Consider the following 11,983-nt stretch of genomic DNA (forward strand, 5'->3'; position numbering starts at 1 on the left):
AGAGCTAACACAGCCAGATTTTGGATATATATAAAAGCAACACAACGTCTAATGATGAGGCTTGCATGCAAAACCAAGAGACTGACTCAACGCTGTTGGCTAGGGGACAGCGCGTTATTATTGATGAGTATGACAATTCCAAAACAGCTTATAGCTTCCGGTTAGGCGAAGATAAAAACCTAGAAGTCATTGCGCTTATGCTTTGGGATGAGTCTAAACAAAAAGGTGGGAGATCGATAACTAACTCAGCAGAAAAAGTGCTCAAAGATGTTATTACTCTATGTCCTCAAACCCCAAACATTGTCGTGTATAGAGACAGTTCAGGACGTTGGGATCGTATATTTTGTTTACCTGATTCTCGAAGAAGGCTTCGATTTGTTTCTATTGGCCCCATACGCAGGGGAAGCCCCGCATTGTGGGAGGATTGCCTAATCTTCAATATATGTATCGAAGTCTTCATTAACGAACGTTAGAAAGCTGGTGGATAAGTTTTCCCACTCTCTAAGTTTCTACGTTGTTGCTTTAGTAACTAACGATCCGTGGTTCAATTTTTGGTGTAACCATAGGCCGCTTGCTTTCATTAAGTAACCAAATACACCACCAAGAATTAACGACGGAATGACCAATTGCCACTGTCCTTCCGCGGCAAACGTTGCACAAGAGCCAATAAATGTCCCAGGGATATATGCCAGCCACTGCTGTTTTGCTTGAATACACATAAAAAACGCGACGACCGCTGTTACTATGTAACCTACAATTTCTAGACTCAATAGAGAAGAAGTATGTATGATCACCAAAGCCCAAAAAACACCGGTCATATTGGTAATCAAGCTTTGACCTAGCCCTTTTAGTCCACTAGTAGGTGAAGCAAAATAACTCGTGCAGCCTAAAAATCCTGCCCAAGACAATAAACCTAATGAAATGGCTATCCATCCCCACAAGCCAGATAGAATTCCAGTTGTTAACGAAATCGCGACTAAGGCACTCATGTACTCTTCTCCCGCCTCGAACTTTTGAATCAAGGCATCAAACAATTATCAAGAAAAAATACTAATGTAAAAACCACTCCAAATAGGTGACGAGAACCTCATATTTCAGCAAGCATCATGCAACAAAATACTAATTATCCCACAGCAAACGTTTAACCAACACAAACTGTTATTAGAATGAGAGAATATTTGCCCTGTTCATGAATCTCAGCAACAGAACTCTCAATCTAGTAAATACATTCCCATTGCCTACATTACGAAGATGAATGTATAGAATTATGATTCCAACCTTAACTTTCACTATCAAATAAATTTATGATAATCTAACTCTTTATTAGATTGACTTATATTCAACATTAGATAGCTATTCAAATCTTTCGGTTGTGCCAAATCGAAAGCTTTTACAATGCAACCAAGACAAAGGATCTGTAATGGCAGTCACGCAACCCAATAATAGTGAAATGTTTTCACCAAATGAAATGATGGCTGAAGCTGAGAAGTTCGCACTCAGTAAGGCTCAAAAAACCAGTGGCATGATTTTAGGTCTTTCTGTTATGGCTGGCGCTTTCATTGGTTTGGCTTTTATCTTCTATATAACAGTGACAACAGGCAGCGCGGTTGCCGGTTGGGGACTTAGCCGTCTTGCGGGCGGTCTTGCCTTCAGCATGGGCTTAATTTTGATTGTTCTCTGCGGAGGAGAGCTATTTACTAGTTCAGTACTTTCAAGTATTTCATGGGCGAATAAACAGATAACGTTTGGGAAAATGTTATCCATATGGGGGAAAGTCTATCTAGGTAACTTTTTAGGCGCGATGTTAATACTGCTTTTGGTAACTGCTGCGGGGCTTTACCAACTCAATGATGGGCAATGGGGACTAAATGCACTTAATATTGCACAGCACAAATTGCATCATACCCCAGTCCAAGCTTTCTCTCTTGGCATTCTTTGTAATCTACTCGTCTGTCTTGCCATATGGTTAACTTTTTGTTCAACAAATGCGATGACTAAAGCCATGTTGACGGTATTGCCTGTCGCTATGTTTGTTTCGACAGGTTTTGAACACTGCGTTGCCAATATGTTTATGGTTCCTTTAGGTATCGTTTTACAGAACTTCGCACCAGATAGCTTTTGGTTACAGATTGGAGCGACACCTACCCAATATGCAGATCTGAATATTTATCAGTTCCTCACGGCTAACTTGCTCCCAGTTACGTTAGGAAATATTGTTGGGGGCGCTGTTCTTGTTGGCCTTGCTAACTGGAGTATCTATCGAAGACCTCAATTGAAAGCAGCTAAACTAGCGACTATCCAATCTACAACTAGAATAATGCCAATTAAAGCGAGCACAAGCCATAAGCATATTCTTGTTAAACAAATAATGAATGTTAAGCCAACAACTCTAAATGCCGAAATACCGACTTCCGTCGCTATCGATATATTACTAGACAATAAACTCGTTGGAGCGCCTGTTTGTGATATTGAAGGTCGCCTAGTTGGTTATTTCTCGGTGCATGATGTGATGGTTGACCTATGGTGTCAGGACTACTCGCCAGATACAAAACAAAAAGTTGTCGATCTGATGTCACGTGATGTTATTGCAGTACAAGTAAATGAGCGTTTAACCGATATTTCAGAGTTCTTGTGTATCGACAAAGATCAACTCTACCCAACTAACAGCACAGGGATCGCAACTCACTTGAGCACCTTCTCACTAGAAGAACGGGCAAAAGTAATGAAAGTCAGTAAACCACATACACTTCCTGTCTTAGACGATGGAAGGTTTGTTGGGATAATAAGTAGAAAAGAAGTGTTACTTGCGCTGAGGCCTATATACGGTGAGCGGTTGAGTATCGTAAACGACAGTGTAAAAAATATGGCTTAGTCTAATTGAGTCGTTATCAAAACGAAAAAGCCCACGGTAACTACCATGGGCTCTCTATATCGAGTTTAAGCAATATCTTACTTCTTGATACCTTCGATATGCAGTTCCATATCGACATAGCTTGAGTCACCCATTACTTTAATTGCAAAGTCGGCTAGTTCTAGTCGAGTTGTTCCAACAAAACCAATACGCTCCCCACCCCATGGGTCAGTGCCTTCACCAATGAGTTCAGCGTTAATAGTGACGGGTTTAGTGTGGCCGTGTAACGAAAGTTCGCCAACGATGTCAAATTGCCCTTCACCGTTATCAATCACTTTATTACTCGTAAAGGTTGCTGTATTGAATTTTGAAGCATTGATGAAATCATCGCTGCGTAAATGTTTATCACGTTCAGCATGATTAGAATCTAGACTACGTGTATCAACGTTAACTTTAATCTTTGAGCTCGCTACATCAGTGGCGTCATAAGAAAACTCACCATCAAATTGATTAAAACGACCTTTGATAAAGCTGTAACCAAGGTGGCTTACTTTAAAGTTAATAGAGGCATGCGCACCTTTTGTATCGATCACGTAGTCCGCAGCGTTTGCTCCCATTGACGAGAACATAGCCATTGCTAATCCAGTTGCCATTAGTGCTTTTTTCATTTGATTCTTCCTATCATCTTGTTGAGCGTATTATCTTTAGTTATTAGGTGATGCTTAAAAGCTGCAAGGGCATGAACAAGGCTCATAATAATGAGTGCCCACGCCGCAATGCGGTGTATTAGGCCAGCTAGATCAGCTTGCCCTTCAAAAAATGATCCCATTCCTGGTACTGTAAAGAAGCCGAACACATCGATACCACGACCGTCTTCAGTTGAAATAAGGTAGCCAGTAATAAATATTGTAAACAGCAAACAATAGATTGCAGCATGCGCGAGCTTAGCTGCTACAACCTCTACCTTATGCCCCTCTATTGAAGGAGAAGTTGTCATCGTTTTCCAGACTATGCGAAATAACGTGACAAAAAATAACAATATTCCGATTGATTTATGCCAATGTGGCGCGACACGATACCATTCGCTGTAGTAGCTTAGATCAACCATCCAATAACCAACAGCAAATAAGCCAAATATGACGATAGCGGATACCCAATGGGTAACGCGGGCTGGCAAATTATAGGTTTGTACATTACTACTCATCATGTAATCCATTTATTTTCGAGAATGAGAATCTAACTCAGTTAAGAATACGGTCGATTTATTTGATGTATACATTATTTACCAAGCTTTACAGTCGTAAAAGCACTAAAACCCGATGGAGTCATTCAGTTTTTTCGAAGAACTTTTCTCGTAAAGCCAAATCGCTTAAATTCCCGAACCTAACAAACAAAGTCATTACATCAAGAAATTAAGGGCATAACTCCCCACCTTAGAAGTCAGAGATTTTTTCTATTTGGTAGATTTCATCAGTAATATCCATCACTTTTTTCTCTAGAATGGTTTGTGCGTCTTGGAGCCCCTTATTGTAGAACGCAGGACCGAAATGTTTGCATATATGATCAAACAGAAATTCAGCGTCAAACTGCCCCAGTTCAACATCAAATTCGCTCTCAAGATACTTTTGAAGATTTTCACTCATTGCTTGTTTTTGTTGGTTGGTAAACTCTATCTCGATCATAACAGTCATCCTTTTGGCTAATCTATATTCATACAATCAAGTATTTCTTATTTTCTTGCTAATAAAAGTGGTAACGATCATGAAGTTACACATTCTGCACCGCACAGAAGCATAGCTATGGTAACCTTTAGAAACAAATGATTGAGGTTGTCATTCTATATTTGGGGTATATCCGTTGCTGTTAGATGTATTGATTCAAAGTGTTAACGAATTTCAGGTTGATTGCTTAAAGCTATGCGAAAAGCACTACCCGACGATTCACAACCAAGGTATGAGTCAACATCACCTCGGACTGGCTTTCTCTCGCAGGCTTTCACGCACTTTAAATGAGTTTGGTCATCACTGCGACTATACCGCCCTAGAATCAATACGAAATACCGACGCACCACATCACTATCGTGTTAGCTCGGATGCAGGTACAGTTTGGATTCTTACCCATCATATGGTTAGCGCAGGTAAAACCTGTCGCCAAAAGCTAATGAAAGATATTGGTGAATGGCAACAAGAGTACGGATTTGCAATTCAGCCTAACGACCTCTTATTATTGCTGTCTGATCATTGGATTAGCCGGAGCAAACAGAGCCGTGAGTTATTACATTGGTGGACAGGACGACTGCCCGATGAAATTGATCAGTATAGTGCCCAAGGGATCAGCCTGTATGAAAGTGATTCCCAACTGACCCACCTGCTTGAAAGTCAGTATAAGCTTAGCCCCTATTATATTAAGTTTTCACACCCATTAAAGCACTCCAAAAATAAGCAGCTCGTTCGAAAATATATTCAGCTTTATGCCATCATTCAATGGAACTAGTAAAGTAGATTTATCGTCATCTGGATGTCAAAAGCTCGTCATTAATCTTTCATGAAATCTCCCTACACTATACAGAACGCCCGCCATTCGTAGTTATAGTGAAAAAGCTTAAAAGATATCAATATGAACGCTATGCTGTTCTTTGTAACCTAAGTTATCACAGGGTCTTCAAACAAAGTAATTATGGCTTTTCAGCTCAGGGCCAACAGATCATAAACAATCGTTTTGGCCAAACATTTATTCGTGTTCTTTGGAATAAAAATGATGAAGAAGTCATCATTGTTATTAAAGGTTCACATAACTTATGGGATTGGCTACTTACTGCTCAGTTATGGCTTAAGAGCTGTCGCTGTTTTGGGTTGAACTATTCCATTCATTCCGGGTTTCATTATCTATTACTCCAAGATAGTGTTCCGAAATACAATAAAGACCAACTTGGCCTCTCCGTTTTTGAACGACTGTTTAATATAATCACTCCCCTTATCCAGCAGGGTAAGCGAATTACATTGACCGGACATTCATCTGGAGGGGCAATTGGTTGTGTTATCGGTGATGCTATTGAGCAACGACATCCAAAAGCCGTTAAAAGAGTCGTCACTTTTGGTCAGCCAGCAATTGGTGGGACAAGGTTCTGGCATAATTATTCACTAAAACACAAAACTTACCGTATTTGCTGTGATCTTGATATCGTCACTTTTTTGCCACCGATTCCATTGTTATATCGTCATGTTGGTAAGCTACTGTGGCTATACAACGGGCGGATATATGAGAACACACCAACAGTTATAAGGCTTATACGCTCTGTAGCATCTTGGGTACTGAGACCTTTTACCTATCATCTAATGAGTAAATACATTCGTAAAAAAGATTATTTTGACAAGCGCTGATAAAAATTTGAATTCAGTCTGAATTTTTATATATTAAATTATAGAATTTGAGTCATGATCTCATTTACTTACAAAATTGGTTTAACTCTTCAGCTGAGCAATTATTATACAGGTTCTTTATAACCAATGATTTGTTCATTAATTATACAGGCATTATGATTTTAACTACAAAATCACAATTTCAACCTTTGATTTCTACCGATGTGAATGGTGAGTATATTGCTCAATATTCAAACTGGCATCTGCGAAGTGTTTTTCAACCAATATTTACTAATGACCAAGTATTAATAGGTGTAGAAGCACTTGTACGAATCACGACATCTGAAGGTCAAACAATCCGCCCGGATCTATTTTTTAGCTCTACTAATATCTCCATTAAAGATAAAATCAACTTAGACAAATTAAGTCGTGTCATTCATATACGAAACTTTTCTATTTCCCAATACAATCATTTAACTTTATTTCTAAACATACTACCCAGTGTGAGTGAATACTTTGCATTAAATGATGTTGAGACGTGTTTATTATCGAACCGACTCAATGAGCTAAGAATTGATCGCTCGCAGATAGTGATGGAAATTGTTGAGCTCAACGCTAACAATGAATTTCTCTTCTTAGAGGCTATAAAAAAACTCTCTCATGCTGGTTATCAAATAGCTATCGATGACTTTGGTGCTTGTGCATCCACCATTGAAAGGGTGAAGTCTTTACAGCCCGACATTGTTAAACTCGACAGAGATCTACTCCTTGAGCATATGCGAGGCCACTCTTCTCGGTTTATGGAGGGGATTAACGTCGCTCGCTCTATAGGAGCAAAAATCATCGTAGAAGGTATAGAAACTCAAGAACATTTAGATACGATGATCAAGCTCGAACTTGATATGTTTCAAGGTTTTTTTCTTGCTACACCACAACCTATTCTCTCTAGAGTCAAAAATGCAGTTTAATTATTCAGCACATTTATAATACCTACTCTCCAATTAATGTTAATAATCAACCATAGCAAAACAGCCACAAGCACAACACACCAATAACACAATGTATTTACAAGCTACATTCATTTGCGTTACTCCATTAATTCCTTATTGCTTTAGATCATGTAGAGCTGATGTTTTACTCGTGCTACATAGGAAACTTTTGTACATTCATGGTTACAAATTGAAATATCCATGAAGTTATTACAATAGTTTAGAGAGGGATTTATGTTGGAGTTATTCATCGGCATAGCAGTAACAGTTGCTGTCGGTTACTTTATTGTTAAAGGCTACAAACCAGCTGGTGTTTTATTAACCGCCGGATTATTACTACTTATTACGACAGGTATTATCGGTCATACTGTGTTACCTGACTCTATTGCTTCAACCGGTAATATGTTCACAGACTCATTAGAGTATGTAAAATATATGCTTCAATATCGTGGCGGCGGCTTAGGGATGCAGATCATGTTGCTGTGTGGATTCGCCTCTTACATGACTCATATTGGTGCAAATAACGTCGTTGTTAAACAATTTTCAAAGCCTCTATCTATCATTAAGTCCCCATACGTTTTATTAGTCGCTGCTTATATTGTTGCTTGCTTAATGTCGCTTGCGGTGAGCTCTGCAACTGGTCTAGGTGTTCTATTAATGGCCACGTTATTCCCAATGATGACCGCGATGGGTATTTCTCGCCCCGCTGCTGTTGCTGTTTGTGCATCACCAGCCGCTATTATTCTTTCCCCTACTTCGGGCGACGTTGTTATTGCAGCGGAAAAATCCGGCTTACCTCTGCATGTTTTTGCAGTTGAAACCGTTTTGCCAGTGTCTATTTGTGCCATAATCGTCATGGCTGGCGCTGCGTACTTTTGGAATAAATACCTAGATAAGAAAGAAAGTACGCCAATGGAGCGTATCGACATTTCCGAGATCGAAGTTAATGCGCCTGCGTATTATGCGATATTGCCATTCTTGCCAATAATTGGGGTATTCCTCTTTAACGGCGAAACAATTCCTGGTCTTTATTTAGACATCTACACCATCGTTGTGCTTTCAATCTTTGTTGGTGCGATGACAGATTTCATCACCAAGAGATTCAATGGGCAGAAAACTCTAGAAGATCTTGAGTCTTGTTACCAAGGCATGGCAGATGCATTCAAAGGTGTTGTCATGTTGTTAGTCGCTGCTGGCGTTTTTGCACAAGGTCTAATGTCAATTGGTGCTATTGATAATCTGCTTCATTTAGCTGAAGCCGCAGGGGCTGGTGGTATCGCACTTATGTTTATTCTTACGGGTTTAACAGTAGCAGCAGCAATTGCGACAGGTTCAGGAAATGCGCCATTTTACGCTTTCGTAGAGCTCGCTCCTTCACTTGCTGCAAAGATGGGCTTAAACCCGGCTTTCTTGATTATTCCAATGCTTCAAGCCTCCAACTTAGGTCGTACAATTTCTCCGGTTTCTGGTGTTATTGTTGCTACCTCTGGTATGGGCAATATTAGTCCATTTGAAGTGGTAAAACGAACATCGGTGCCTGTACTGTTTGGTCTCATCACCGTCATTATCGGTACTGTTATTTTAGTTCCAATGACTGCATAAAAAGTTATTGATAAAAGTAGTTATCAAGAAAAAATAAAAAAGGCTCCCATTGGGAGCCTTATGTATATTTAACGCTTTAGTTTCAAATTAATGGCGCTTACTTTGAATCACCAAATCGCTCCAAATATAAAACGGTTGCGGCAGTACGTGAAGGTACTTGAAGCTTTTTCAACAAGCTTTTCATGTGTACTTTAACAGTCGATTCAGAGATAAACAGGCGATCTGCAATCTGTTTATTTCTAAACCCCTTTGCTACTTCCTGAAGTATCTGCCTTTCACGAGTCGTTAATTGAGAGAAGATATCCTCCTCACTTCCTCGGTGTGCTAGGTATTTAACAACTTCTTCACTGTACGCTTTATCACCTGCAGTTGCCTGTTTCAATAGAGCGACCAAATCATCAGGCTCAGTATCCTTTAACAGATAACCATCGGCACCCGCTTTGATAATAGCTTCAATGTCTCCACCGTTATCAGAGACTGTCAAAATGACGATAGCGGCTGTAGCGCCATCCGCTCGTAGTGCTTTTAACGTATCTAACCCTGACATTCCTTTCATGTTTAAATCGAGCAGTATTAAGTCCGGCTCAATCTCATGGGCTTTGGCTATTGCATCGGCACCGTTGCTCGCTTCGGCAACAACGTCAAATTCATCCTCAAAAGCCAAAAGCTGGCTAATACCACGTCTCATTAACGGGTGATCGTCCACCAACATTACTTTACAATTTGTCAAAATCTACGTCCTTAAGCTCGTTGATATTTAAGAATGACTGAACACCCGTTGTGTTTCGAAGAGTTTATTTGTAAATCACCTTTTAAACGAGAAGCACGTTCATGCATTATTGTCGTTCCGTAGTGATTTAGTTTCTCTCCGTTTTTTTCAAAGCCGACACCATCATCGACTATTGATACAGTCACCATATTGTCTTTTTCTACGCAATTTACTTCTATTTTCGAAGCATTTGCGTGTTTAATTGCGTTAATCGTTGCTTCACGTATAAGTTGCAACAAATGCACTTGCTGGTGTGCATCCAATTCAATTGACGACAGTTCGTTATTCAATTGAATATCAGCTTCCGTTCTCTGCTCTAACTGTGACAACATTTCATGTAATGCTTGACCGAAGCTACCTTCTTTTATCGTCAAACGAAATGTTGTTAATAGCTCTCTCAGTTGCGTATACGCAGATGAAATTCCACTGTGAATTTCACCAATTACTTGGTTAGCTTGTTCCGTATGTCCATTAGGCTCTTGCTTAGCTAACACTTTTTTTAACAAAGATACTTGGATTTTCAGGTATGAAAGCGATTGAGCCAATGAGTCATGTAACTCTCTTGCTATCGTCGCTCTCTCTTCCATAAGAAGCAGTTGTTCTGCTTGTCTTTGGGCCTGATTATAATAAATAGCTCTTGATAAAATCTGCACAAAATTATCTATCAACGCCTGATCTGGGCAAGGTAACCCACTTTGCCAGTAGAGAAAACCTAAATGAACGCCATCAAGCTCAAACGGCTTCCTTTTGTTGTAATCATCACAAATTTCTCCCGCGACAAGTACAGTATTTTTTTCCCCTACTTCACTGATCTCTATTTTGGCGCTTTTAATACCTTCTACATTGGCGATTTGATCCAGTATCGCTTGGAAATTGTCTTGGGTAATGCGTGAGGCAGTCAGCTCCTGAGAAGATTTATACAAAACGCCCAAGGACTGATTCGCATGCTGTAATTTGTGCGTTTTCTCGTTCACGGCTTTTTCCAAACCAGAGTACATACTCCCCAAATCTGCAGCCATCTGATTAAACGCGCGAGTCAGAATACCCATTTCACTTTTACTTGAGGTATCAAGCCATACATCAAATGTTCTATCTTTTATTTGTTCACTGGCCGTGACCAACGATTTGAGCGGGCCTACAATTTCTTTTCGAATATATCGAACGACAAAAACACTGACAATCAGAATGGCACCTAAACCAATACCACCGACCCAAGCCAACACCATTAGTTTTTTTTCAGAGAACATCTGCAGTTTGAAAACAAAATCGTCTATTTGTGAAACAAATTTTGCAACGACAACTGAATATTCTTCTTTCTCGTCACTCTGTAATATTTTCTTGAGCTGATGCCATCGTGAAATCAAACGATAGTAATCTTGTGTAATGTCATCAGGAACGATAAAGCCCTGAAGCTGCTTCATAGATGTTGAATAAATTGAACGCTCAAATTGATAAATATGAGAAGAGTAATTTCCCGATTCAGTTTCAATATCATAAGCCAATCGATAACTTTGCATTCTCATCGAGCCTGCTACGTTAACAGCCTCTGCGTCGTTTATACTTGATGCTAGCGTAATAATAGCCAAACTCGTCGTAACTAATGACAGCAATACAATCAACAACATAGCTTTCGCAATTGTACTCGTTACCGAGTGCTTAACCCTTTTGAGCAAAGATTTCTCCTTGAGATATTTTTATAATTTTTCTCATAAACAATAATTTCTTTTCGTCTTCTATAAATATGTGATCACTCACCATGGAATTTATTGATCTAAAACATAAAAAGTACCCAATTAACCCCTTCTGGGTATTTATTCAAATATGTCAAAAACTACAATTTATGTACAGATAAATACTGTTTATTAACAAGAAATATAGACTACCCTTAAGAGGTATTTATCAATTTAAGGCGGAGCAGTGGTAAACCTTTCTAGAAGAAGACTATTTTCAAGGACTAAAGTGGATGATAAATCAGTCCGCCTCCCTTGGCTTAAAAGCCCTGACGAATTTGTTTACGACTGTACACGATGCGGAAAATGCATTGAGAGTTGTGAAAATAAAATCATCGTTAAGGGTGAAGGTGGTTTTCCTACGATTGATTTCTCTATCGACGAGTGCACATTTTGTTACAAATGTGCAGATTCATGCCCTGAATCTCTATTTAAGTCGCAGCATGATTCACCTTGGTATGCTGAAATAACTATTGAAGATCAATGCTTAGCGTACAAAAACATTGAATGTCGAAGCTGTAGTGATGTGTGCGACGCTATGGTGATTAAGTTTAAACCAGAAATAGGGAAAGTCGCACAACCCAATTTGGACCTTGATGAGTGTAATGGATGTGGTGCCTGCGTTTCAGTTTGCCCGACGTCATCCATCAAAGTAAGTAATGTCAATAATAACGAGATATAAC

13 protein-coding genes are annotated in these 11,983 nt (G+C 39.4%); 7 read left to right on the forward strand and 6 right to left on the reverse strand.

What is annotated here, in order from left to right:
* The first annotated feature begins 65 nt into the window (after positions 1-65).
* Entirely contained in the window at positions 66-473 is a 408-nt protein-coding gene (locus L4D20_RS04915) for a hypothetical protein (RefSeq protein WP_428800427.1), read from the forward strand.
* A 36-nt stretch (positions 474-509) separates the two neighbouring features.
* On the opposite strand, the gene L4D20_RS04920 is transcribed toward L4D20_RS04915, so the two are convergent.
* The gene (locus tag L4D20_RS04920) at positions 510-989 is read right to left on the reverse strand and encodes a DUF1097 domain-containing protein (protein WP_428800428.1); all 480 of its coding nucleotides are present in this window, start codon (positions 987-989) and stop codon (positions 510-512) included.
* A 431-nt stretch (positions 990-1,420) separates the two neighbouring features.
* Here L4D20_RS04920 and focA point away from each other — a divergent pair, with 431 nt between their 5' ends.
* Positions 1,421-2,872 carry a formate transporter FocA gene (gene focA / locus L4D20_RS04925; RefSeq protein ID WP_428800429.1) on the forward strand — a complete coding sequence of 484 codons (1,452 nt, stop codon included), beginning with the start codon at positions 1,421-1,423 and terminating at the stop codon, positions 2,870-2,872.
* A 77-nt stretch (positions 2,873-2,949) separates the two neighbouring features.
* Here the strand turns inward: focA and L4D20_RS04930 are convergent, their stop codons facing one another.
* The 3 genes from L4D20_RS04930 to L4D20_RS04940 form a co-directional block, all read right to left on the reverse strand.
* Positions 2,950-3,519, reverse strand: a complete 570-nt coding sequence (locus tag L4D20_RS04930; protein ID WP_428800430.1) for a YceI family protein — start codon at positions 3,517-3,519, stop codon at positions 2,950-2,952.
* Positions 3,516-4,055 carry a cytochrome b gene (locus tag L4D20_RS04935; protein ID WP_428800759.1) on the reverse strand — a complete coding sequence of 180 codons (540 nt, stop codon included), beginning with the start codon at positions 4,053-4,055 and terminating at the stop codon, positions 3,516-3,518. Before L4D20_RS04935 ends, L4D20_RS04930 begins: the two co-directional genes overlap by 4 nt.
* A gap of 229 nt (positions 4,056-4,284) precedes the next feature.
* Entirely contained in the window at positions 4,285-4,533 is a 249-nt protein-coding gene (locus tag L4D20_RS04940) for a DUF2164 domain-containing protein (RefSeq protein WP_428800431.1), read from the reverse strand.
* A 175-nt stretch (positions 4,534-4,708) separates the two neighbouring features.
* Here L4D20_RS04940 and L4D20_RS04945 point away from each other — a divergent pair, with 175 nt between their 5' ends.
* The 4 genes from L4D20_RS04945 to dcuC all read left to right on the forward strand — a co-directional run bounded on the left by L4D20_RS04945 (position 4,709) and on the right by dcuC (position 8,801).
* A complete protein-coding gene (locus L4D20_RS04945; RefSeq protein ID WP_428800432.1) occupies positions 4,709-5,344 on the forward strand; it encodes a hypothetical protein in 636 nt (211 codons plus the stop codon).
* A 98-nt stretch (positions 5,345-5,442) separates the two neighbouring features.
* Positions 5,443-6,231, forward strand: coding sequence for a lipase family protein (locus L4D20_RS04950; protein WP_428800433.1), 789 nt, complete (start codon positions 5,443-5,445; stop codon positions 6,229-6,231).
* A gap of 155 nt (positions 6,232-6,386) precedes the next feature.
* On the forward strand, positions 6,387-7,178 hold the full coding sequence (locus tag L4D20_RS04955) for an EAL domain-containing protein (RefSeq protein WP_428800434.1): 792 nt from the start codon (positions 6,387-6,389) through the stop codon (positions 7,176-7,178).
* 255 nt (positions 7,179-7,433) lie between these two features.
* Positions 7,434-8,801, forward strand: a complete 1,368-nt coding sequence (gene dcuC, locus L4D20_RS04960; RefSeq protein ID WP_428800435.1) for an anaerobic C4-dicarboxylate transporter DcuC — start codon at positions 7,434-7,436, stop codon at positions 8,799-8,801.
* Between the two features lie 97 nt (positions 8,802-8,898).
* Here dcuC and L4D20_RS04965 read toward each other — a convergent pair whose 3' ends face one another.
* The gene (locus L4D20_RS04965; RefSeq protein WP_428800436.1) at positions 8,899-9,531 is read right to left on the reverse strand and encodes a response regulator; all 633 of its coding nucleotides are present in this window, start codon (positions 9,529-9,531) and stop codon (positions 8,899-8,901) included.
* Between the two features lie 11 nt (positions 9,532-9,542).
* Positions 9,543-11,243 (reverse strand): nitrate/nitrite two-component system sensor histidine kinase NarQ, encoded by a 1,701-nt coding sequence (gene narQ, locus L4D20_RS04970; RefSeq protein WP_428800437.1) that lies wholly within the window; start codon positions 11,241-11,243, stop codon positions 9,543-9,545.
* A gap of 244 nt (positions 11,244-11,487) precedes the next feature.
* On the opposite strand from narQ, the gene napF reads away from it, so the two are divergent.
* Positions 11,488-11,982, forward strand: coding sequence for a ferredoxin-type protein NapF (gene napF / locus L4D20_RS04975; RefSeq protein WP_428800438.1), 495 nt, complete (start codon positions 11,488-11,490; stop codon positions 11,980-11,982).
* The last annotated feature ends 1 nt before the right edge of the window (position 11,983 follow it).

This window comes from Vibrio kyushuensis (assembly GCF_050337325.1).
GTDB classification, from domain to species: domain Bacteria; phylum Pseudomonadota; class Gammaproteobacteria; order Enterobacterales; family Vibrionaceae; genus Vibrio; species Vibrio kyushuensis.